23 protein-coding genes are annotated in these 20980 nt (G+C 64.7%); 6 read left to right on the forward strand and 17 right to left on the reverse strand.

Going from position 1 to position 20980, the window contains the following annotated elements; translation table 11 throughout:
* Nucleotides 1-38: 38 nt before the first annotated feature.
* Both RFM41_RS06055 and RFM41_RS06060 read right to left on the reverse strand, forming a co-directional pair.
* Nucleotides 39-1196 carry a YbfB/YjiJ family MFS transporter gene (locus RFM41_RS06055; protein WP_320246348.1) on the reverse strand — a complete coding sequence of 386 codons (1158 nt, stop codon included), beginning with the start codon at nucleotides 1194-1196 and terminating at the stop codon, nucleotides 39-41.
* A gap of 82 nt (nucleotides 1197-1278) precedes the next feature.
* On the reverse strand, nucleotides 1279-1479 hold the full coding sequence (locus RFM41_RS06060) for a hypothetical protein (protein WP_320246347.1): 201 nt from the start codon (nucleotides 1477-1479) through the stop codon (nucleotides 1279-1281).
* A gap of 97 nt (nucleotides 1480-1576) precedes the next feature.
* Between RFM41_RS06060 and RFM41_RS06065 the strand changes: the two genes are divergently transcribed.
* The 3 genes from RFM41_RS06065 to RFM41_RS06075 all read left to right on the forward strand — a co-directional run bounded on the left by RFM41_RS06065 (nucleotide 1577) and on the right by RFM41_RS06075 (nucleotide 4309).
* Nucleotides 1577-2491 (forward strand): LysR substrate-binding domain-containing protein, encoded by a 915-nt coding sequence (locus tag RFM41_RS06065; protein ID WP_320246346.1) that lies wholly within the window; start codon nucleotides 1577-1579, stop codon nucleotides 2489-2491.
* Between the two features lie 124 nt (nucleotides 2492-2615).
* Entirely contained in the window at nucleotides 2616-3872 is a 1257-nt protein-coding gene (locus tag RFM41_RS06070; RefSeq protein WP_320246345.1) for an aminopeptidase, read from the forward strand.
* Nucleotides 3873-3952: 80 nt separating this feature from the next.
* Nucleotides 3953-4309, forward strand: coding sequence for a DUF488 domain-containing protein (locus tag RFM41_RS06075; RefSeq protein ID WP_320246344.1), 357 nt, complete (start codon nucleotides 3953-3955; stop codon nucleotides 4307-4309).
* 222 nt (nucleotides 4310-4531) lie between these two features.
* Here the strand turns inward: RFM41_RS06075 and RFM41_RS06080 are convergent, their stop codons facing one another.
* Nucleotides 4532-4885: an ArsC family reductase gene (locus RFM41_RS06080; protein WP_320246343.1), complete on the reverse strand. Its 354-nt coding sequence runs from the start codon at nucleotides 4883-4885 to the stop codon at nucleotides 4532-4534.
* A gap of 277 nt (nucleotides 4886-5162) precedes the next feature.
* Here RFM41_RS06080 and RFM41_RS06085 point away from each other — a divergent pair, with 277 nt between their 5' ends.
* Together RFM41_RS06085 and RFM41_RS06090 are read left to right on the forward strand one after the other, a co-directional pair.
* Nucleotides 5163-5516 (forward strand): ArsR/SmtB family transcription factor, encoded by a 354-nt coding sequence (locus tag RFM41_RS06085; protein WP_140748164.1) that lies wholly within the window; start codon nucleotides 5163-5165, stop codon nucleotides 5514-5516.
* The gene (locus tag RFM41_RS06090) at nucleotides 5513-5992 is read left to right on the forward strand and encodes an SRPBCC family protein (RefSeq protein ID WP_320246342.1); all 480 of its coding nucleotides are present in this window, start codon (nucleotides 5513-5515) and stop codon (nucleotides 5990-5992) included. The genes RFM41_RS06085 and RFM41_RS06090 overlap by 4 nt, the downstream gene beginning before the upstream one ends.
* 84 nt (nucleotides 5993-6076) lie before the next feature.
* Here the strand turns inward: RFM41_RS06090 and RFM41_RS06095 are convergent, their stop codons facing one another.
* From RFM41_RS06095 to RFM41_RS06135, 9 genes are all read right to left on the reverse strand, one after another.
* Complete coding sequence (locus tag RFM41_RS06095; protein WP_320246341.1) at nucleotides 6077-6430, reverse strand: SnoaL-like domain-containing protein; 354 nt, start codon at nucleotides 6428-6430, stop codon at nucleotides 6077-6079.
* Nucleotides 6431-6576: 146 nt separating this feature from the next.
* On the reverse strand, nucleotides 6577-7146 hold the full coding sequence (locus RFM41_RS06100) for a 2'-5' RNA ligase family protein (protein ID WP_320246340.1): 570 nt from the start codon (nucleotides 7144-7146) through the stop codon (nucleotides 6577-6579).
* Nucleotides 7147-7247: 101 nt separating this feature from the next.
* On the reverse strand, nucleotides 7248-8225 hold the full coding sequence (locus RFM41_RS06105; protein ID WP_320246339.1) for a 2-dehydropantoate 2-reductase: 978 nt from the start codon (nucleotides 8223-8225) through the stop codon (nucleotides 7248-7250).
* Nucleotides 8225-9754, reverse strand: a complete 1530-nt coding sequence (locus RFM41_RS06110; RefSeq protein ID WP_320246338.1) for an acyl--CoA ligase — start codon at nucleotides 9752-9754, stop codon at nucleotides 8225-8227. The genes RFM41_RS06105 and RFM41_RS06110 overlap by 1 nt, the downstream gene beginning before the upstream one ends.
* 50 nt (nucleotides 9755-9804) lie before the next feature.
* Entirely contained in the window at nucleotides 9805-11391 is a 1587-nt protein-coding gene (ggt, locus tag RFM41_RS06115; RefSeq protein WP_320246337.1) for a gamma-glutamyltransferase, read from the reverse strand.
* 22 nt (nucleotides 11392-11413) lie between these two features.
* Nucleotides 11414-12214 (reverse strand): ABC transporter permease, encoded by an 801-nt coding sequence (locus RFM41_RS06120; RefSeq protein ID WP_320246336.1) that lies wholly within the window; start codon nucleotides 12212-12214, stop codon nucleotides 11414-11416.
* Nucleotides 12211-13134, reverse strand: coding sequence for an ABC transporter permease (locus tag RFM41_RS06125; RefSeq protein WP_320246335.1), 924 nt, complete (start codon nucleotides 13132-13134; stop codon nucleotides 12211-12213). The genes RFM41_RS06120 and RFM41_RS06125 overlap by 4 nt, the downstream gene beginning before the upstream one ends.
* On the reverse strand, nucleotides 13131-14210 hold the full coding sequence (locus RFM41_RS06130) for an ABC transporter ATP-binding protein (protein ID WP_320246334.1): 1080 nt from the start codon (nucleotides 14208-14210) through the stop codon (nucleotides 13131-13133). The genes RFM41_RS06125 and RFM41_RS06130 overlap by 4 nt, the downstream gene beginning before the upstream one ends.
* 80 nt (nucleotides 14211-14290) lie before the next feature.
* Nucleotides 14291-15331, reverse strand: coding sequence for an ABC transporter substrate-binding protein (locus RFM41_RS06135; protein WP_320246333.1), 1041 nt, complete (start codon nucleotides 15329-15331; stop codon nucleotides 14291-14293).
* A 231-nt stretch (nucleotides 15332-15562) separates the two neighbouring features.
* On the opposite strand from RFM41_RS06135, the gene RFM41_RS06140 reads away from it, so the two are divergent.
* Nucleotides 15563-16264 (forward strand): GntR family transcriptional regulator, encoded by a 702-nt coding sequence (locus RFM41_RS06140; protein ID WP_320246332.1) that lies wholly within the window; start codon nucleotides 15563-15565, stop codon nucleotides 16262-16264.
* Nucleotides 16265-16277: 13 nt separating this feature from the next.
* Here RFM41_RS06140 and RFM41_RS06145 read toward each other — a convergent pair whose 3' ends face one another.
* From RFM41_RS06145 to RFM41_RS06165, 5 genes are all read right to left on the reverse strand, one after another.
* Nucleotides 16278-17363: an ABC transporter ATP-binding protein gene (locus RFM41_RS06145; protein WP_320246331.1), complete on the reverse strand. Its 1086-nt coding sequence runs from the start codon at nucleotides 17361-17363 to the stop codon at nucleotides 16278-16280.
* Nucleotides 17353-17961, reverse strand: a complete 609-nt coding sequence (locus RFM41_RS06150) for a cupin domain-containing protein (RefSeq protein ID WP_320246330.1) — start codon at nucleotides 17959-17961, stop codon at nucleotides 17353-17355. Before RFM41_RS06150 ends, RFM41_RS06145 begins: the two co-directional genes overlap by 11 nt.
* 208 nt (nucleotides 17962-18169) lie before the next feature.
* Complete coding sequence (locus RFM41_RS06155) at nucleotides 18170-19240, reverse strand: ABC transporter substrate-binding protein (protein ID WP_320246329.1); 1071 nt, start codon at nucleotides 19238-19240, stop codon at nucleotides 18170-18172.
* A gap of 27 nt (nucleotides 19241-19267) precedes the next feature.
* Nucleotides 19268-20086: an ABC transporter permease gene (locus tag RFM41_RS06160; protein WP_320246328.1), complete on the reverse strand. Its 819-nt coding sequence runs from the start codon at nucleotides 20084-20086 to the stop codon at nucleotides 19268-19270.
* On the reverse strand, nucleotides 20083-20973 hold the full coding sequence (locus RFM41_RS06165) for an ABC transporter permease (protein ID WP_320246327.1): 891 nt from the start codon (nucleotides 20971-20973) through the stop codon (nucleotides 20083-20085). The genes RFM41_RS06160 and RFM41_RS06165 overlap by 4 nt, the downstream gene beginning before the upstream one ends.
* Nucleotides 20974-20980 lie beyond the last annotated feature (7 nt).

Consider the following 20980-nt stretch of genomic DNA (forward strand, 5'->3'; position numbering starts at 1 on the left):
TGCCCTGCCCGATGCCCGGCATCGAACAAGGCCGCAAATCATGGCGATTTTGGCGCGGCCGACCAGGCAATGACGCCGGAGGCGAGCAGTACCGCCGCCGCCATGATCGAGGCAAGGGTATAATTGCCCGAGGCCTGGGCAAGCAGGCCGGCGGCGACCGGGCCGACGATCTGGCCAAGGCCGAAGGCCGCCGTCATCACCGCGAAGATGCGGCGCGGCGCCCGCGGCGCGAGCTGCCTGCCCATCTGTATGCCGAGCGCCGTGATGGCCATGAAGGTGCCGCCCAGCAGGACACCGGCGAGCAGCGGTCCGGCGGCACCTTTGACGACGACGCTGGCGACGACGCCGACCACCTCGACCAGGCAGCTCGCGGCATAAGCGGCATAGAGCCCGATCCTGCCGGCGAGCTTCTGCCACGCCCAAGTCGAAGGAAAACCGGCAAGGCCGGCGACCATCCAGACGGTGGCCTCGAAGACGCGCCCGCCGCCGCCCTGGCGAACGATCGCCACCAGGAAAGTGGCCGTCACCACATAGCCGAAGCCGAACAGCCCGTAGGCGACGATCATCTTCACCAGGGACCCGTCCTTCGGCAGCGCCGGCTCGGGGCCATCGACGCCATTGGCCGGTGTGGTCGAGCCGGCGAGCAGCATGACGACGATGAGGCCGACCGCCGAAAGCGCTCCGGACCAGAGCCAGCCGGCGGCCCAATCCGCCTGTTCGGAGACCAGGATCGCCAGCAGTGCCGAGGACGCGGCTATGCCCAGGCCGACGCCGCCAAAGTGCAGCGCCTGCAGATCGCCGCATCCGGCCTCCGCCAGATGGCTGAAGACGATCGAGGCCATGAACACCATGACGAAGGCGCTGGCGAGGCCGGCGAAGAAGCGGATGACGAGGAAGGCGGCCATCGTCTCGTTGAGCCCCATGAGGCCCGCGAGCACGGCGGTGGCCGCAAGGCCGGCGAACATCAGCAGACGCTCGCGCCCGTGTGCCCAGTCGCCGGCCGCGGCAAACGCGCCGATGAGATAGCCTAGATAGTTGGCAGAAGCGATCCAGCCGGCATCGGCCGGCGTCAGATGCAGCCCCTCCATCATGCCCGGCAGGACCGGCGTATAGACGAAGCGGCCGATGCCCTGGGCGACGGCGAGCGCGACCATGCCGGCGAGAGCGAGACGCAAAGGAGATGGCGGGGCGTTCATTGCGACGCACAATAGGTGTGCGCTGCGGCGAAACAATGCGCTTGCGTTGGGCCAGCGCGACCCCGCCCTGAGCTGCGTGGCCTCAGAGACGGGCCGGCCTCGCGGTCTCATAAGCCGTGCGGCGGGCGGTTAGCCGGAAGGGCATGTCGCCGAGCTCGCGCTCCGACATGGTGTCGAGCACCGGATGCGACAGCGGATCGGTGACCCAGCGGGCGATCTCGCTGTCATCGCGTAGCCTCGCCTTGGTCCCGGAAAGCCCTTTCAGCAAAGATAAAATCTTCATAGGACCACCTCATGGCTCAAGGCTGTTCCTGTTAAATTCTGCCCTTTCCTGTCGGGTTTCAATTGAGATTTCGATCCATCCACTTTAGAAAAACTGAATGGCTATGCTGAACCGCGTCCATCTCAACGGCCTGCGCGCCGTGGAAACTGTCGCCCGGCTGGGATCGCTGGCGGCAGCGGCGGCGGAGCTGAACGTCTCGGTCAGCGCCGTCAGCCAGCAGGTCAAGCGCACGGAAAAGCAGCTGGGGCAGGCGCTGTTCGAGCGCACGCCGGGCGCGCTCGTGCCGACCGAATTCGGCACCGCGTTCACGGCGCGGCTCAGCGCCGGCTTCCGAGAGCTCGCGCAAGCCGTGGCACTGGCCGACGAGGCCAATGAGTGCACGCTGGTCGTCTCGGTGGCGCCGGCCTTCGCCTCGAAATGGCTGCTGCCCAGGCTGTCGCGGCATTTCGCGCGGCATCCGAATGTGCTCTTGCGCATCGACGCCTCGGCCAGGGTCGCCGATCTCGACCGCTCCGACATCGATATCGCCATCCGGCTCGGCGACGGCAAATGGCCGGGCGACCGCGCCGAGCTTCTGCTTGCCCAGGAAGTGTTTCCGGTCTGCGCGCCTTCGATCGCGGCAAGGCTGAAGTCGATCGGCGACCTGGCGCAGACCTGCGCCATCACCGACGAGCGGGCGATGTTCAGCTGGGACGGCTGGTTCGAGGCAGCCGGCGTCGCGCCGGTGACCTTCCAGAAGGGTGCGCGCTTCACCGATCCGATGCTGTGCCTGGAATCGGCGATCGCAGGCCACGGCGTGATGCTCGCCTGGCAGTTGCTGACCGCCGACGCGCTGGCCGATGGCCGGCTGGTCGCGCCCTTCGGGATCAGGGCCGAAAGCGGGCTCGGCTATTGGCTCGTTACCTCGGCCACCAGCAGCGAAAGCCGCAAGGTGCGCGACTTCAAGGCCTGGATCCGCGAGGAGATCGAGGCCACCATGGCGCAGTTCCGGGCGCTGGACAGCGCCGCATAACTGCTACGCACTTTTCAACAACGGGGGTCGTCATGCTCGAGAGCAGGCCCAGTCGATCGCGGTGGAAAGGCCAGTCTCGCCGGTCTATGTAAGAACCAGACCCCAACAAACGGCAGGCAGGACCATGACCACACACTCGCGCGGCGTCTCGGCAACCATCGACCCCGTAAAGCTCGACAGGCTGGCGGAAGTCGCCATCAAGGTCGGGCTGCAGCTGCAGCCCGGACAAGACCTTGTGCTGACCTCCTCGATCGCGGCGCTGCCGCTGACCCGGCGTATCGTCGAGCACGCCTACAAGGCCGGCGCCGGGCTGGTGACGCCGATCTTCAACGACGACGAGATCACGCTGGCGCGCTTCCGCTATGGCGCCGACGCCGGTTTCGATCATGCCGCCGGCTGGCTCTATGAAGGCATGGCGAAGGCTTTTTCCAACAACGCGGCGCGGCTTGCGGTGCGCGGCGAGGACCCGTCGCTGCTCTCTTCGCAAGACCCGGCCAAGGTGGCGCGCGCCAACAAGGCGAACTCGATGGCCTATCAGCCGGCGCTGGAGAAGATCACCGGCTTCGACATCAACTGGAACATCGTCGCCTACCCCGACCTTGCCTGGGCGAAGCAGGTGTTTCCGGGCGAGCCGGATGACGTCGCGGTGGTGAAGCTCGCCGACGCGATCTTCTCGGCCTCTCGCGTCGACGTGGAAGATCCGATCGGCAATTGGAAAGCGCATAACGCGGCGCTGGCCGAGCGCACCAAATGGCTGAACGAGCACAATTTCCATGCGCTGCATTTCACTGGACCAGGCACCGACCTCACCGTCGGGCTGGCGGAAGGCCATGAATGGATGGGCGGCGCCTCGACGGCGAAGAACGGCGTCACCTGCAATCCGAACATTCCGACCGAGGAGGTCTTCACCACGCCGCACGCAAGGCGCGTCGAAGGCCATGTCTCCTCGACCAAGCCGCTCTCCTATCAGGGCACGCTGATCGACGAGATTTCGGTGCGCTTCGAGGGCGGACGGATCGTCGAGGCCAAAGCCTCGAAGGGCGAGGACGTGTTGAAGAAGGTGCTCGACACCGACGAGGGCGCGCGCCGGCTCGGCGAAGTGGCGCTGGTGCCGCATTCCTCGCCGATCTCGAAGAGCGGCCTGTTGTTCTTCAACACGCTGTTCGACGAGAACGCCGCCTGCCACATCGCGCTAGGACAGTGCTATTCGAAATGCTTCGTCAATGGTGCTGCGCTCAGCCAGGACGAGATCGCGGAGCGCGGCGGCAACAAAAGCTTCATCCACATCGACTGGATGATCGGCTCGGACAAGATCGACATCGACGGCGTGGCCAAGGACGGCGGCCGCGTGCCGGTGATGCGCAAGGGCGAGTGGGCCTGAGAGGACTCGTTGTTTCACGCAATTCCGGGTGAGAGCGGCTGCGTACTTTCCCGGAATTGCTCGGCCAAGGAGGTGCGACGATGACCTTGGAGGTAGCGGTCAAGCGGGTCTACGAGGCGCCGGCGAAGACGGACGGCCAGCGCGTGCTGGTCGATCGCCTCTGGCCGCGCGGCGTCAGCAAGAAGGACGCCGAACTGACGCTCTGGCTGAAGGAGATCGCGCCGAGCGACGAGCTGCGCCAATGGTTCGGGCACGACCCCGAGCGCTGGGCGGAGTTCCAGAAGCGGTATCGGGCCGAACTTGATGCAAATAGCGAAGCGTTGGCGCAACTGCGTGGCGTGATGCGCGACGGCAAGGTGACGCTGCTCTACGGCGCGCATGACGAGGCGCACAACAATGCGGTGGCGCTGGCGGCGTATTTGCGGGCCCACTCGTAAAAACCATGCTTGAGCTATGAGATGCTGGCGGGACAGCGCCCCCCTCTGTCCTGCCGGACATCTCCCCCACTTGGGGGGAGATCAGCTGTCGCGCCGGCTTTCGCCAATCACCAACGTCGAAGGATGAGCGGGGCGCCGAAACCGCCAATCTCCCCCCTTGTGGGGGAGATGTCCGGCAGGACAGAGGGGGCGCGAAGGAACGCGGCTTACGAAGGCCGAATCCTACTTCCCACCAACGGCCTCGTCGTAAACCTCCGGCTTGAATCCCACCAGAACCCGGTCCCCCACCTCCAGCACCGGCCGCTTGATCGTCGTCGGCTTGGCGAGCATCAGCTTCTTCGCTTTCTTCTCGTCGAGCCCGGCCTTGTCATTCTCCGGCAGCTCGCGGAAGGTCGTGCTGCCCTTGTTGAGCAGCTTTTCCCAGCCGACCTTGCCGACCCAACCGCTGAGTTTGTCGGCCTCGATCCCCTCGGTCCGGTAGTCATGAAAACGATAGGGCACGTCACGGCTTTCCAGCCAGACGCGCGCCTTCCTGATCGTGTCGCAGGTGGTGATGCCGTACATGGTGATGGTCAATTGGGGCCTCTGTCGGACGGGGTTTCGAATCTGGCCGAAGCCTAAAGCATGTCTCCCGAAAGTGGGAACCGGTTTCGGGGCAAAGACATGCGCAAAACCAAAAGCCTAAAGCGCGGGGAGCGAATCTGAAAGATCGCGACGCGCTTTAGGCCGGCCCTGCCCGCTTTGCCAGCGCTTGCGGTGGTTGGATTTTGGCTCTTGCCAATACTAAGGTTTTTTCCTAAGTATTTTCCCGCAGAGATTGCTGGACCGCCGGGCGGTCCCGGAAGGAACAGCTATGAGCCTCCAGACAGCAAGCCAGAACCCGCCGCCCATCGACGGCATTTTTCGCGCGCTGGCCGATCCGACACGCAGGCGTGTGGTGGAGCGATTGAACAGAAGCCCGGCCTCGGTCAGCGAGCTGGCGGAGCCCTTCGGCATGGCGCTGCCCTCCTTCGTCGAGCACCTGAAGGTGCTGGAAGGTTGCGGGCTGGTGCAGTCGCAAAAGGCCGGCCGGGTCAGGACCTACAGCCTTTCGCCCGAGCCGCTGAAGCTTGCCGAAAACTGGCTCGCCGAACAGCGCGCGCTGTGGGAGCGCCGGCTCGACCAGTTCGACGCCTATGTGATGAGCCTCAAGGAGAGTGAAAAGTGAGCTATCCGTTCAAGCCGAACCCGAAACTGGACCTGACGCTGGAGCGCTTCCTCGACGCACCGCGCGAATTGCTGTGGCGCGCCTGGACGACGCCGGAGCATGTCAAGCAATGGTTCACGCCGAAGCCGTGGGTCATCACCAACTGCGAGATCGACCTGCAGCCTGGCGGCCTGTTCCGCACGCGCATGCAGTCACCCGACGGCAAGGAGGTGAGCGACCGCCATTGCTGTTATCTCGAAATCGTGCCGAACGAGCGGCTGGTGTGGACCGACGCCCTGCTGCCGGGCTACCGGCCGTCCGGCGAGCCCTTCATCACCGCGGTCATCGCGCTGACATCCGAAGGCAAGGGCACGCGCTACACCGCGACCGCCATCCACCGCGACGAGGCGACGCGCAACAGCCATGAGGAGATGGGTTTCTTCGACGGCTGGGGCACGGTGACCGACCAGCTTGCGGACTATGTCAGGGCGATTTGAGAGGCTGGCATGGCGGCTGGAGATATCATACCGGCCGCCATGTCGAATCCACGCTAAGAAGGTCACGGCGAATACCGCCGGACCTCAGTAATAGAAGCGCTCTTCGCTGATCTTGCCGTTCTTGACCGTGTAGAGGCCAACCTCATCCATCTTGACGCGTTCGCCGGTCGATTTCGGCGTTATGTCGAAGCTGAAGCGCAAGGCGAACTGGTCGCCATTGATATAGGGGCCTTCGACCGAGCCGCCATGAACCTCGTGGTTCGCTTCCCACCATTCGCCCTTCTGCTTGACGGCCTCCTTGCCGTTGCAAACGGCCATCGGGCCTTCCATCGCTTCGTAGCTGACGATGTCGTCGGCATTGTATTTCGCGGCGGCGCTGTGGCTGTCGCCCTTCCTGAGGAGTTCGGTGAAATCCTTGGCAATTTCGGCAGTGGTCATGATTTCCTCCCGGTTTGGACAAGACATCAAGTAGGGGGCGATTGCGCGGCTGCCACCGGCGGGTCGCTCCACAGGTGACAATTCGTGTCAGGATCGTCGCGCCTGGGACTATGACGCGGCCATCAGCGGCCAACGGTTCAGATCCTTTAGATGGTCAGGCCACGCAGGCTGTGAATGAGGACGAACTCCGTTGCCACAAAGCCGATTGGATCGATCGGCTGCCTGGCGACGAATTTCTCGTCGTAGGCAAGTGTCATATGCGGGACAAAATGATCCGCCGACCTGAGACCGTTTGCCTTCATCGCAATGCCAATCCGCCGGCTGAGTTCGCAGACCGGCCCATCGTCCGCCAAAAGTACAAACGGACGCGATGGCGGTCTGCCTTTTGCCGCCGGGCGCCCGGGAAAACTTACGGCATGGCGAAACGTGACTTCAAACGCCGGCATTTCAACCAACCGGCCGGCTCGCGTTGCCGCGAATTCGATTTTCGGTCGAAGCCTTTTGTAGTCACCGACATGCTGTTGACTGACGTGAAATCGCTCTTTCAACAGCAGCGACCCGGTTAGCCCATTGAGATCGCAGAGATGTCTCTGCATTGACAAAAACGCGGCACGATCCTTGGCCTGCAAAAACAGCGCGAAGAACACCCGGTCCGGCCGCTTTGGCTGCAGTGGAGGGATAGGGATGCCGAAATCAAACTCTTGCTGCCGAGACATCGGTACTCGTTCGGCTGAGAACGCTCCTATTAAGCTCTCAGTCAGAACAAAACAGGAACATCGACGAGAGTCAAGGGCGGACGATTCTCACGTCTATGAAATCAATAACACCCGCGCCCGATCGCCAGCCGCCGCACCAGCGCCAGCACGGTGTCGATGGTCGGCGTCGGCTGGCCGGTCAGGCGGCCGAGCTCCTGCACGGCGGTGACCAGCGCGTCGATCTCCATCGGTCGGCCGCGCTCGAGGTCCTGCAGCATCGAGGTCTTGTGCTCGCCGACATCGCCGGCGCCCTTGATGCGCCGGTCGACGGGAATGAGGAAACGCACGCCGAGGCGCTCACCGATTGCCTGCGCCTCAAGCATCATGGCGCGGGCGACGGCGCGCGTGCCCTCGTCGGCGACAATGGCCGCAAGCGTGCTGCCGGTCAGTGCCGAGATGGGGTTGAAGGAGAGGTTGCCCCAAAGCTTCACCCAGATTTCCGAGCGTATATCCTCGCGCACCGGCGCCTGCAGCCCGGCCTTGACCATTTCGCGGGCAAGCGCGGTGGCTCGCTCGCTCTTCTCGCCCGACGGCTCGCCCAGCGAAAAGCGCGTTCCCTCGACATGGCGGATCAGACCGGGCGCGTCGACCTCGACGGCCGGATAGACGACGGAGCCGATGACGCGCTCGGGTCCGATGCGTTGCCATATCGCGCCACCCGGATCGACCGCATTGAGCCGCGTGCCTTCGAGCGCGCCGCCGGCCTTGTAAAAATACCACCAGGGCACGCCGTTCTGCATTGTGACGATGGCGGTGTCCGGCCCGAGCAGCGGTGCTACCTGGTCAAGCGCAGGCCCGACCGAATGCGCCTTCAGCGCCAGCACGACATAATCCTGCACGCCGAGTTCATCGGCGCGGGCAGCGGCGCGGACCGCGCCAACCGTTTCCTTGCCGTCTTCGATCAGGCGAAGGCCGTCAGCCTTGATCGCTTCCAGATGCGCGCCGCGCGCCACGACCGAGAGATCGACATTGCCGGCGAGCGCAAGCTTCGCGGCAAGATAGCCGCCGATGGCGCCGGCGCCGAAGACCGCGATGCGCATCAGCCGAGCCCGAGCTTGGCCGCCAGCCCGATGCGCTGCAGCTTGCCGGTCGCGCCCTTGGGGATCTCATCGAGGATCACCACCTTGCGCGGCACCTTGAAGTCGGCGAGCCGGGTCGCGGCGAAACCACGGATGTCGGCCTCGCTGACGCTGTGGCCTTCACGCAGCACGATCGCCGCCGCGACCTCTTCGCCCAATTTGTCATGCGGCATGGCGAAGGTGACGACCTGCGCCACCGCCGGATGATCCATCAAAATGCCGTCGACCTCGAGCGGCGAGATCTTTTCGCCGCCGCGGTTGATGATCTCCTTCAGCCGACCTGTGACGCGCAGATAATTGTCCTCGTCGAGCACGCCCTGGTCGCCGGTGTGGAACCAGCCATAAGCGAAGGCGCTGGCATTGGCGTCGGGATTATTCTCATAGCCGGCGGTGACGTTGGGGCCGCGAATGACGATCTCGCCGGTCTCTCCGGCTTCGAGCAGCCGACCGTCCGGCGCCATGACGGCGACCTCCGGCCCGGCCGACGCGCCGACGCTGCCGGGCTTGCGCTGTCCGGGCGGCAAGCGGTTGGACGCCATCTGATGCGCGGCCTCGGTCATGCCGTAGGATTCGATCACCGGGCAACCGAAGGTCGCTTCCAATTCAGCCATCACCTGCGCCGGCAGCGAAGCTGACGACGAGCGGATGAAGCGCAGCTTGGCCTCGGCGAGTTGCTCGGGATTACGCGCGGCACGCGGCAGGATCGCCTGATGCATGGTGGGCACCGCCGTGTACCAGCTTGGCTTGGCCTCGGAGAGCCACTGGAAGAAACGCAGTGCGTTGAAGCCCGGCGTGCAGAAGACGCTGCCGCCGGCGGCAAGCGATGACAGCACCGCGGCGATCAGCCCGTGGATGTGGAACAGCGGCATGATGTTGAGGCAGCGGTCGGCCGGCGCCAGGCCGAGCGTCGCGCCGATATGCGCCGCCGACGCTGCAAGATTGGCGTGGCTGAGCGGCACCAGCTTCGGCCGCGAGGTGGTGCCGGAGGTGTGGAGAAGAAGTGCCGTGTCGGCGCCTTCGGCCAGGCCGGATGCAACCGGTGATCGGACCGGGTCGCCCTCGATCGTGAAGACGCCGGCCGGCGCGCCTTCCGGCACCACCAGCCGCAGCACCGGGATGCCCAGGCGTTCGGCAACTTCGACCGAAGGGCCCTGCTCGTCCCTGCCGACAAGGATCGCCTTGACGCCGATATCGGTGAGATAGAAATCGAGCTCGTCGGCGCGATAGGCCGGATTGAGCGGCGCGGTGGACGCGGCGGCCGCCACGGCAATGAAGGCCGTCGCCATTTCCGGGCCGTTGGGCAGCACGATGGCGACCCGGTCGCCACGGCCGATGCCGAGCGCATTGAGCCGCGCCACGGTATCGCCGATCAGGCGGCGCAGCCCGCCATGCGAGAGGGCCGTCCGTTCGGGCGCGGCGATGGCCGGCGCATCCTCGGCGCCGGGTGCAAGACGATGGGCGAGATCGGTGGCGTTTTTGCTGTTTGTCATGGTTCCAGACTATGTTTCGAACGATCGGCTTATGTCCAGCAAAGCGCTGCTCAATATCCGAGCGCCAGGCCGTCCTTGCGCGGATCGGACGCGCCGGTCAGCGTGCCCTTTTCCCAATCGATCAGCACCGCCTGCCCGCCGCCCAGCGGATGACCGGGCTCGACCACCTTGTGACCTAGCCGGCGCAGGCCTTCGATCGTCTGGGTGCGCACGCTTCGCTCGGCCTCGACGACGTCATGGTTGTAGAATACACGCGCCGCATCGATCGCCTGCTGCGGGTCCATGCCGAAGTCGATCATGTTGGTCAAAAGATGCACATGGCCGAAGGGCTGGTAGCCGCCGCCCATCACGCCGAAGGGCATCATGGCGCGGCCGTTCCTCGTCATCATGCCCGGCATGATCGTGTGCATCGGCCGCTTGCCGGGCGCGATCGCATTCGGGTGCTTCGGATCGAGGCGGAAGCTGGAACCACGGTTCTGCAGAACGACGCCGGTTTTCGGGCCGACGACGCCGCTGCCGAAGGAATAATAGGTCGAGTTGATGAAGCTGACCGCATTGCGGTCGCGGTCGATGACGCTGATATAGACCGTATCGCTGCCCGGCAGATCGAGACGCGGCAGATGCGTCATGGCGCGCTTGGCATCGATCGCGGCGCGCAAGCTGTCGGCATAGGTGCCCGATAGCAGCGCCTTGACCGGCACGTCGACATGATCCTGGTCGGCGAAAAACGCATCGCGGTCCTGATAGGCGAGCCGGCCGGCCTCGATCTCGAGGTGCAGACGCTCGGCGCCGTCCGGATCGAGCTTGCCCAGATCAAAGCCCGACAGCAGGTTCAGCATCAGGAGCGCGGTCAGGCCCTGGTTGTTGGGCGGCATCTGGTGGATGCCGTAGCCGCGATAGGAGGTGCTGACCGGGGTCCGGTAATCGCCCTTGGTGGCGGCGAAATCGTCGAGCGTGTGCAGGCCGCCGAGCGCGCGCAGCCGGCCGACCAGATCGTCGGCGACCGCGCCTTCGTAGAATCCGGCGCGGCCTTTCTTCGCGATGACGCGCAAGGTCTCCGCCAGCTCCGGTTGGCGATGGATGTCACCCGCCTTGGGCGGCTTGCCGCCCGGCAGGAAGATGCGCGTGGCCACCTCGTCGGCCGACAGGTCGGTCTCGGGATCCTCCCAGTCGAAGGCGACGCGGTCGTGCACGACATAGCCGTCTTCCGCGTAACGGATGGCCGGGGCGAGCGCGTCTTCTATGCCCTTGCGGCCATGGTCTTCCAGCAGCCGGCACCAGGCGTCGACGGCGCCCGGAATGGTGACCGCGTGCGGGCCATGCAGCGGCAGCACGTCGAATCCCTTGTCGAGATACCAGTCGACCGTCGCGGCCTTGGGCGCGCGACCCGAGCCGTTGAAGGCGAGCACGTTACCGTCACCCTTCGGGCAATAGAGGACAAAGCAATCGCCACCGACGCCGGTCGATTGCGGCTCGACCACGGCCTGCACCGCGGCCGCGCAGACGGCGGCGTCCATGGCGTTGCCGCCGGAGCGCAGCATGTCGATGGCGGCAAGCGTCGACAAAGGATGCGAGGTCGCCGCCATCGCCTCGGTGGCGCGGACCGGCGAGCGGCCGGGAAACTGGAAGTCACGCATGCTGGTTTTGGTATCCCTCAAATCAACGTCCGCGGCCGAAAAGCTGGGCGGCGGACAACAAGACGATCGATAGCACGATCAGGCAAGTCGAAATGGCGGCGATCGTCGGATCGATCTGGTCGCGCAGCGCGTTGAACATCCGCCGCGTCAGCGTCGTGGTCTCGCCGCCGGAAATGAACAGCGAGACCACCACCTCGTCGAAGGAGGTGATGAAGGCAAACAGCGCGCCCGAGACGATCGAGAATCTTATTTGCGGCATCGTCACCTGGAAGAAGGCGGAGAAGCGGCCGGCGCCGAGGCTGCGCGCCACCATCTCCTGGTTCATGTCGTAGGAGCGCAAGCCAGAAAGGACGGTCAACACGACCAGCGGCAGCGCCTGCACCGTGTGGGCGATGACAAGGCCGGTCAGCGTGTTGTTGAGGCCGATGCGGGCATAGAGGAAAAAGGTGCCGATGCCGATCAGGATGACCGGGATGATCAGCGACGCGGTGAGCAGCGCGTTGATGACGCCGGTCAGCCGCAGCGTGCGGGCGTTGATGGCGTAGGCCGCGGCGGTGCCGAGCAGCGTTGCGACGACCGCCGTCATCACCGCCACCTTGACCGAGACGATGGTGGCGTCGCGCCATTCGACGGAGCCGAAATAGCTTTCGTACCAGCGCAGCGACCACTGTTTGGGCGGGAACTGCAAGAGCGACGAGCCGGAGAAGGACATGATGACGATGATCACCGACGGGGCGATCAGGAACAGCATGACAAGACCGCCGAGCGCGTAGAGCCAGAGGCGTTGCCGATGCGAGATGGGCAGGCTGTTCTCCATGCTCATCGCTCACTCCAGACTCCGGTGGCGCGGGCGCCAAGCAGCCATTGGAAGAGGCCGAGCAAAGCCAGCGTGACGCCAAGCAGCACGACGCCAAGTGCTGCGCCCGCGCCCCAATTGGAATAGAGGCTGGTGGTCTGCTCCATGCGCATCGCCCACATGATGACCTTGCCGCCGCCCATCAGCGCCGGCGTGACGAAGAAACCGAGGCAGAGCACGAAGACGATGACCACGCCCGAGGCGAGGCCTGGCAGCGACAGCGGCAGGAATATCTGCCGGAAGGTGGCGGAGGGGCTGGCGCCGAGATTCATGCCGGCGCGCAGGCAGTCGGTGTCGATGCTCTTCATCGAGGCATAGAGCGGCAGCACCAGGAAGGGCAGCATGATGTGGGTCATGCCGATAACGACGCCGGCGAAATTGTTGGCAAGCGGCAGCGGCTGGCCGATGACGCCGAGGTCGATCAGCCATGTGTTGACCAGCCCCTTGCGCTGCAGGATGACCAGCCAGGCATAGGTGCGCACCAGCACCGACGTCCAGAATGGCAGGATGACGAAGATCAGGCAGACCCCGGCGGCACGGCGCGGCAGTTGCGACAGCATATAGGCCAGCGGATAGCCGAGCAGCACACAGGCGCCGGTGACGGTGAAGGCCACCTTGAAGGTGGTGACGAAGGTCTTGATGTAGGACGCCTGCTCGAAGAAGCGCGCATAGTTCGAAGCGCTGAACTCACCGGTTTCGTCGAACAGCGAGAGCCAGAACAGCCAGCCGATCGGCACGATGATGACGGCAAAGACCAGAAGCAGGCCGGGCGACAGAAGCGCGAACAGGCCACGCGCCTCCCGCCGCGCGTCGGCGCGCAAGGCATCGGCATTGAGCGCCGCATCGGGCCGGCGAACATGATCGAGGCTGGCGGACGCAATGCTCATTGATCGGCCACCAGCACGACATCCTGCGCATCGATGCCGAGCGTTATCGGCTCGCCCGGCGCCGGCAGTTTCGCCAGCACGTCGGAGCGGCAATAGTCGCGCAAAATCACCTGCCGGCCGTCCTTGAGCGTCGCGTAGCAGACGAAGCTGTCGCCCTGATAGATGACGTCGCCGACCGTTGCCGGCACGGTGTTGACGTCGCCCGTGGGCTCGCCGGCGATCACGCGCAACTTCTCCGGCCGCACCACCATCAAATGCCGGCCGGCAAACGGCATCGGATCTTTCATGCGAAGCCTGCTGCCTTCGTGCCAGACGCCGCCATTGCGGCATTCGACCGGAATGAAACTGGATTCGCCGATGAAGCCGGCGACGAACTTCGTCCTGGGCCTGGCGTAGAGAGCTTCCGGCTGGTCGATCTGCTCGATGCGCCCGGCATTCATGACGGCGATGCGGTCCGACATAGTGATCGCCTCGCGCTGGTCGTGCGTGACGTAAACGGTGGTCATGCCGAGCCTTCGATGCAGGTTTCGCAACTCAATCTGCATGTGCTCGCGCAGGCTCTTGTCGAGCGCCGACAGCGGCTCGTCCATCAAGACGATACGCGGCTCGAAGACGATGGCGCGAGCCAAGGCCACGCGCTGCCGCTGGCCGCCGGAGAGCTGATCGACACGGCGCTCGCCGAGGCCTTTCAGCTGCACGAGGTCCAGCGCCCGCTCGACGCGTTCGGCTGTCTCGACCGCGGATACGCGCCGCTGCTTCAGCGGAAAGGCGATGTTGTGGAAGACGTTCATATGCGGGAACAGCGCATAGTTCTGGAACACCATGCCGATGTTGCGCTTGTGCGGCGGCATGGTGATGATCTCCTCGCCGCCGACCTTGATGGAGCCGGCATTGGCCCGCACGAAGCCGGCCAGGATCATCAACAGCGTCGTCTTTCCCGAGCCGGACGGCCCGAGCAGTGTCAGGAATTCGCCGGCCGCGACATCGAGGCCAAGATCATGCAGCACCGACAGGCCGCCGAAGCGTTTCTCGATACCGCTGATGCCGATGGGAAGCGCGGACTGCGCGACAGACAAGAGCATCTCCTTCAACTCCGGATCATTTTTCGCGAAACGATGCGGAGCGGTGCCTCGCGGACACCGCTCCGATGGGATCGCTATTGCTGGATCAGGTTGTTGAACTTCTCGGTCGCCTCGACGAGGGTGTCGCGCCAGAATGCAGGGTCCTGCAGCACCTGCTTCTTGACGTTCTCGGGCGAGGAATTGATGTCCTTGATACGATCTTGCGGGATCTTGCCGGTCTCGAAAGCCTTCTCGTTGGCCGGGCCGTTGTCGACATAGAGCGGCAGATTGGCCTGGAGATCGGGGCTGACGAACTTGGCCAGCGCCTTCATGGCGATATCCTTGTTCTTCGAACCCTTCGGGATGACCATGCAGTCGGCGGTGAGCACGCCCTGGTCGAAGGAGAAGCTCACCGGCGCGCCTTCCTTCTTCAGCGTGCCGGCGCGGCCGTTCCAGATGCTCGCCATGTCGACCTCGCCGTCCTTGACGAGCTGCATGGCCTGCGCGCCGGAGGTCCACCAGGCGTCGATATGACCGCGGATCTTGTCGACGGATTGCAGCGCGCCGTCGATGTCGACCGGATAGACCTTATCGATCGGAATGCCCTTGGCCAAAGCGGCGACGCTCAGCGTCTCGGTCGACTGGCTGCCGGAAAGCGCCCGGCGGCCCGGGAATTTCTCGACGTTCCAGAAATCGGCCCAGGTCTTCGGACCTTTGTCGCCGAAGACATCGGTGCGGTAGATCAGCACCACGGAGGTGTAGGAGATGCCGACCCAGTCGTCATGGACGAGCTTCGGGTTGATGCCGCTCTTGTCGATGACGTTGTAGTCGAGCTTCTCAAACAGACCTTCCTTCGAGCCGCGCGCGCATTCGTCGGCGCCGAGCTCGGTGATGTCCCATTTGACGGCATTGCCGGTGACCTGCAGCCGCACGTCGTCGAGGCCGTTGGTGGTGTCCTGCTTGATGGTGATGCCGAGGTCCTTGGCCGTCGGATCGAAGAAGGCCTTGGTCTGCGCTTCCTGATAGGTGCCGCCCCATGAGGCGACGGTGATGGTGTCGGCAGCCGATGCCGGAACGGCGACCGAGGCGAGCAGGCCAGCGACGGCCATGCCATGAATACAAAGTCTCTTCGTCATTTTCGCTTCTCCAACCGGTGTTCCCGTTATCGTTGATTTGGTATGCGAATTTGTATACAATTTTGAGTGTAACTTACGGCAGAGCGATGTCAACACGGGTCGTCGTCAGAGAGCGCTTTTCACAGAGGGAAGCGGCGGCGCCGCCCCCGGTGCGCGAAACGGCCTGATTTCAAGCAAGGGCTAAAAAGCTCTAGACTGCGATTCTGCGTTGGGGCCGTTGGAGGCGGACGTTTGAAAAAGGAACGGAAAAACACGCTGCGCGACTCGGTGTTCGAGAAGCTCAAGGCGTTGATCATCACCGGCCAGATCCCGCCGGGCGGCCGCGTGACCGAAAACGAGATCGCCGAGCGCCTGAAGGTCAGCCGCACGCCGGTGCGCGAGGCGTTCAATCGGCTGGAGCGCGACGGGCTGGTGATCGGGCGGCCGCGCCAGGGCTATGTGGTGGCCGAGTTCAACCTCACCATGTTCCGCGAGGCCTTCGACATCCGCGAGCTGCTCGACGGGCGCGCGACGGAGCTCGCGGCGGCCAACGCGACCGCCGCCCACAAGACGAAGCTGCGCGAGATGCTCGCCGAATGCGAACGGCTGGCGGCAATCCCGGATCGCAGCACACGGGAGAAGTTCGAGGAGCTTCAGGTCGGCATCGACCTGCACCGGGTGATCGCCGAGATCAGCGGCAACGAGATGCTCTACGGCATGCTTTGCGGCATCCTCGACAAATGCCAGCAATATGTCTGGACGGAGCTTCTGTGGCTGGACGAATGGAAGCTCACCCGCGAGGAACATGCCGGCATCGTCGACGCGATCTGCGCCGGCGATATCACGCTGGCCGGTGAGCGCGCCCGCGCGCATGTGCGCGGCTCGCGCGAGAACATCCTGCGCCTGCTGCAGGCCAAGTCCGACTATCAGGGATTCTTTGCCAAGGCGTCGTGAGGCTCCGGTCGCATCAGCTTGAAAGCATCGGGCAGTTCGCGCCACGTCGCAGGCTGACATGCGCCACGTCGCCGACGCTGAATTGAGAACCGTCGGCGCGGCGCGGCGCATCGATGACGATCGCGGTCCCCTCACCCAGCTCGGCATGCAGGCGCAGCGTGCGGCCATGGAAGACGACGCCGCTGACCCGCGCCGGCGCGGTTCCCTCAGCGGCTTCCCCGGCAGCCAGAAGATCCTCCGGGCGCACGCCGATGGTTCGCATGTCGCCAGCGGCCGGCGTCTCGCCGCTGTCGGAACTAGCCTCTAGCGGCAGGTCACCAGCGGCAAAGCGCAGCCGCTCGCCGTCGCGGTCGATGAAGCGCGACTGCAAAAGATTCATCGTGCCGATGAAGGAGGCGACGAAGCGCGTCGCGGGCCGGTCGTAGAGCGTGGCCGGTGGCGCGATCTGCTCGATGCGGCCCTTGTTCATGACGACGATGCGGTCGGAGATCGACAGCGCCTCGGTCTGGTCGTGGGTGACCATGACGAAGGTGGTGCCGAGCCGCGACTGCAGCCGCTTCAACTCGACCTGCATCTGCTCGCGCAAATGCGCGTCGAGCGCCGACAGCGGCTCGTCGAGCAGGAGCACGCGCGGCTCGCAGACGATGGCGCGGGCCAAAGCGACGCGCTGGCGCTGGCCGCCGGAAAGCTCGGAGACGCGGGCGCGCAGCTTGTCGGCGAGGCCCACCATGTCGAGCGCCTCGCGGACGCGTTTGGCTTGCTCGGCGCTGGTGAGCTTGCGCAGCGACAGGCCGAAGCCGACATTGGCCGCGACGTCCATATGCGGGAACAGAGCGTAATCCTGGAAGACAGTATTCACCGGTCGGTCGAAGGGCCTCAGGCCGGTGATATCGCGGCCTTCGAGCAGGACATTGCCGCTCGTCGGGCTCTCGAAGCCGGCGATGACGCGCAGGCTGGTCGTCTTGCCGCACCCTGAGGGGCCGAGCAGGGTCAGGAATTCTCCGGGGGCGATGTCGAGGTCGACGGCATCGAGGCCAACAATGCCGCCGGGGAAGACTTTGGAGACTTTCTCGAGCCGAACGAGCGCATCAGGCGCCATCGCGCACCTCGGACGGCTTGGTCGTGTTGACCCACAGGATCTGGCATCGCTCGGCGCCCGGATTGCGGAAGGCGTGCAGCAGCGTGCTCTTGAAGGCAAAGCTGTCGCCGGCTTTCAACACATAGGTCGTGGCGTCCACCACCAGCTCGACCTCGCCGGTCATGACGAAGCCGAATTCGTGGCCGGCATGGGCGTAAGCCTCCGCCGTGCCGCCGCCGGCCTCGACCGTCACCAGCATGCCGGTGAGCGTGGCCGCGGGCGGCGAAAGCAGCGCCTTGGCGATGCCTTCGGATTTCACCGGGATCGCGCGACGCTTGTCGGCGCGCACGCAATAGAGGTCGTTCACCGCCTCGTTGCCGTCCGTGATCAGCGCCGAAGGCTCGATGTCCAGTGCCGCTGCCAGCGGCCAGATCACCTTAACGCGCAGCGAGGACATGCCGCGCTCGATCTGGCTGAGCGCGCCGATGGAAATGCCGGCCTTTGCCGCGAGCTCGGCCAGCGACAGTCTGCGCTCGAGCCGCAAGGCCCGCACGCGCCGGCCGACGCGGATGTCTGCTTCGTCCTTCTGCCTTTCGGCGGCTTCGTCCACTAAGTCCATGCAATAATCCTCGTCCAGTCTTTCCATCAGTGCGGCGCAGCGCCGCCAGGCTCCCCCTTCTCCCCTTGTGGGAGAAGGTGTCGCCGAAGGCGACGGATGAGGGGTGCTCCAGCGAAGTGAGGCGTCGGCGTTCCCTGGATCACCTCTCATCCGTCTCGGCGCTGCGCGCCGATCCACCTTCTCCCACAAGGGGAGAAGGTAAGAGCGCTCAACCTCCCGCCTTCACCTTCTCGAACATCTTCGCCATATCGTCATTCTGCTTCATAGGCCCGGTGAAGATGGTGCTCTTCAGCATCACGTCCGGATCGGCCGGCAGTTGCAGCTTGTCGAGCTCCTCCTTGGACACGCCGGCAAAGGCGGTCGAAAGCGAGCTGCCATAGCCGTAGGACTGAATCAGGAACTTGCCTGAGTCGGCATCGAGCCGGCTGTTGATGAAGTCATAGGCGAGGTCGACGTTCTTGGCGTCCTTGAGCATGACGAAGCCGCAGGCCCAGGTGAGCATGCCTTCCTTCGGCTTCATGAACTCGACCGGCACCCCCTGTTTCTTCAGCGAGGTGGCCGACGCATTCCAGGTCATCGCCGCGACAAGCTGGCCGCTCGCCAGCGCCTGCTCGACCGAGGTCATGTCGGTGGTGTAGCTCGACAGCAGCGGCCGCTGCTCACGCAGTTTCGCGGCCACCTTGTCCATCTGGTCCGGCGTCATGTCGAAGGGGTTCACGCCGGCGAGAAGCGCTGCGACGATGGGCGTGTCGTGCACGGCGTCGATGGTCGCCATGCGGCCGGCATATTGCTTGTCCCACAGAAGGTTCCAGCTCGCCTCGGGGTTCTTCACCAGATCGGTGCGATAGAGGATCGAGGTGTTGCCCCAGTCCCACGGGACCATCCAGACCTTGCCGTCGCCCGCCTGCAGGTCGGGCAGGTTCTTGAACACCGGGAAGATCGAATCCCAGTTCTTGATGCGCTTGGTGTCGATCGGCTGCAGCAGGCCTTCCTTGTTCCAGCGCGCCACCTTGTCGTAGCAGGGATGCGCGATGTCGGGGCGGAAGCCGGCCTTGACCTTGGTGAAGGCGTCGTCGTCGTCGCCGAAGATCGTCGCCTCGACGCCGTCCGGATGCGCAGCCAGGAAGCTTTTGTTGAAGTCGGGCAATTCATAGCCCGACCAGGTGAAATATTGCAGCTTGTCGGCGGCCAGAGCGACCGTCGACGACAGCGCGAGCGCCAGCGCGGCAAGGCCCGCCCGGGCTTTATATCCGGTGATCGATTTCAGGTGGAATGTCATTTTCGTTCTCCTCTTCTTTGTTGTGGTTCAGGCTGGATTGCGGCGCGCGGCGCCAAGGCCGCGATGGCGAAGGATTTCGGCCGAGCCGGCGATGATAAAGGAGACACAGAGGATCACCGTTCCCAACGCCATCACGGTCGGCAGCGAGCGCGGGAAGCGCAGCTGGCTCCAGATGTAGAGCGGCAGCGTCGGCTCGGTGCCGGCGAGGAAGAAGACGACGATGAACTCGTCGAAGGAGATCAGGAAAGAAAGCATGAAGGCCGACAGCACGGCAGGCAGGCTGAGCGGCAGCATGACGCGCCGGAACGTCGTCCAGTCGGATGCGCCGAGATCGAGCGCCGCCTCGCGGATCGTCTTCGGGATGGCGGCGAAGCGGCTGCGCATCACCACCACCGTCGTCGGCAGCGCGACGAGGATGTGGCCCAGCACGATCGAGATGCGCGACGGGCCAAGCCCGATGAGGTTGACCAGGATCAGAAGCGAGATGCCGACGATGACGCCGGGGATCAGGATCGGCAGCCGGGCGACGGCGCTGATCGTGGCGGCGAGCGGCGAACGGCCGTAGAGGTCCATATAGGAAACGGTGATGCCGCAGAGCGTCGCGCCGGAGGCGGCGATGACGCCGATGATCAGGCTGTTGGCCAAGGCGCCGGAGAGCGCCGGATTGCCGTAAAGCGTGCGGTACCAGTCAAGCGTAAAGCCCTGCAGCGGAAACGCCGCCTGGATCGAGTTGTTGAAGGAAAACAGCGGGATCAGCAGCACCGGCAAATAAAGGAACACGAGATAGCCAAGCACGTAGAGGCCGAGCCAGCGGCCGCCCGCATTGGTGTCGATCCGCGCGCTCATGTGCGGCTGCCAAACCGACGGTCGGCGCCGCGCGCGACGAGCACCACGCACAGGATCACCAGCATGACACAGACCGACAGGGCCGCGCCGAACGGCCAGTCATTGGCCTTGCCGAATTGCGATTGGATCAGCGTGCCGATCATGGTGCTGGCCGGACCGCCGACCATGGCGGGCGTGACATAGTCGCCGACCGTCGGCACGAAGACGACGAGCGCAGCGGCCAGCACGCCCGGCATGGAATTGGGCAGCACGACACGGCGGAAGCTGGTGAACGGCCGCGCGCCGAGATCGGAGGCGGCTTCGAGCAGCGATTTCGGGATCGTGTCCAGCGCTACGTAGATCGGCAGGATGGCGAAGGGCGCGTAGGCGTGGGCGAGCGTGACGACCACCGCAGCCGGCGTGTTGAGGAAGGCGAGCGTCGGCTGCGACCACAGGCCGGTCTCGATGAAAGCGGAGTTCAGCACGCCGTTATAGGCAAGCACGATCTTCCAGGCGAAGACGCGCAAAAGATAGCTGGTCCAGAAGGGCAGCGTGACCAGGAAGAGCAGCAGGTTGCGGCGTCGCCCGGCATGGAAGGCGAGATAATAGGCAACCGGATAGGCAGTGACGACGGTGGCGAGCGTCACCAGGCCGGCGATAACCAGCGAGCGCAGCGTCACTGTCCAGTAAAGCGGATCGGTGGCGACGGTGACGAAATTCTCCGCTGTCAGTCCGACGCCGAGCAGCGAGCCGTCATTGCCCCTGAAGGCGAGGAAGACCACGAGGCCGAGCGCGAACAGGATGAGGAAGAAGGTGACCAGCCCACCCGGCAGCAGCATGGCGAAGCGGAACACCGGCGAGATGCGGTTCTCCGGTAATGGCCGCGCTGCAACGATGGTCGACGACATCGAACTG

It is taken from the genome of Mesorhizobium vachelliae, assembly GCF_033977325.1.
Lineage (GTDB): Bacteria > Pseudomonadota > Alphaproteobacteria > Rhizobiales > Rhizobiaceae > Mesorhizobium > Mesorhizobium vachelliae.

Coding starts and splice junctions, on each gene's coding strand:
- RFM41_RS06165 (WP_320246327.1), bottom strand. CDS start 20,973: ATGTCGTCGACCATCGTTGCAGCGCGGCCATTACCGGAGAACCGCATC.
- RFM41_RS06095 (WP_320246341.1), bottom strand. CDS start 6,430: ATGACCACTGCCGAAATTGCCAAGGATTTCACCGAACTCCTCAGGAAG.
- RFM41_RS06060 (WP_320246347.1), bottom strand. CDS start 1,479: ATGAAGATTTTATCTTTGCTGAAAGGGCTTTCCGGGACCAAGGCGAGG.
- RFM41_RS06065 (WP_320246346.1), top strand. CDS start 1,577: ATGGCTATGCTGAACCGCGTCCATCTCAACGGCCTGCGCGCCGTGGAA.
- RFM41_RS06105 (WP_320246339.1), bottom strand. CDS start 8,225: ATGCGCATCGCGGTCTTCGGCGCCGGCGCCATCGGCGGCTATCTTGCC.
- RFM41_RS06120 (WP_320246336.1), bottom strand. CDS start 12,214: ATGAGCATGGAGAACAGCCTGCCCATCTCGCATCGGCAACGCCTCTGG.
- RFM41_RS06155 (WP_320246329.1), bottom strand. CDS start 19,240: ATGACATTCCACCTGAAATCGATCACCGGATATAAAGCCCGGGCGGGC.
- RFM41_RS06110 (WP_320246338.1), bottom strand. CDS start 9,754: ATGACAAACAGCAAAAACGCCACCGATCTCGCCCATCGTCTTGCACCC.
- RFM41_RS06100 (WP_320246340.1), bottom strand. CDS start 7,146: ATGTCTCGGCAGCAAGAGTTTGATTTCGGCATCCCTATCCCTCCACTG.
- RFM41_RS06055 (WP_320246348.1), bottom strand. CDS start 1,196: ATGAACGCCCCGCCATCTCCTTTGCGTCTCGCTCTCGCCGGCATGGTC.
- RFM41_RS06160 (WP_320246328.1), bottom strand. CDS start 20,086: ATGAGCGCGCGGATCGACACCAATGCGGGCGGCCGCTGGCTCGGCCTC.
- RFM41_RS06135 (WP_320246333.1), bottom strand. CDS start 15,331: ATGACGAAGAGACTTTGTATTCATGGCATGGCCGTCGCTGGCCTGCTC.
- ggt (WP_320246337.1), bottom strand. CDS start 11,391: ATGCGTGACTTCCAGTTTCCCGGCCGCTCGCCGGTCCGCGCCACCGAG.
- RFM41_RS06070 (WP_320246345.1), top strand. CDS start 2,616: ATGACCACACACTCGCGCGGCGTCTCGGCAACCATCGACCCCGTAAAG.
- RFM41_RS06075 (WP_320246344.1), top strand. CDS start 3,953: ATGACCTTGGAGGTAGCGGTCAAGCGGGTCTACGAGGCGCCGGCGAAG.
- RFM41_RS06150 (WP_320246330.1), bottom strand. CDS start 17,961: ATGGACTTAGTGGACGAAGCCGCCGAAAGGCAGAAGGACGAAGCAGAC.
- RFM41_RS06125 (WP_320246335.1), bottom strand. CDS start 13,134: ATGAGCATTGCGTCCGCCAGCCTCGATCATGTTCGCCGGCCCGATGCG.
- RFM41_RS06085 (WP_140748164.1), top strand. CDS start 5,163: ATGAGCCTCCAGACAGCAAGCCAGAACCCGCCGCCCATCGACGGCATT.
- RFM41_RS06145 (WP_320246331.1), bottom strand. CDS start 17,363: ATGGCGCCTGATGCGCTCGTTCGGCTCGAGAAAGTCTCCAAAGTCTTC.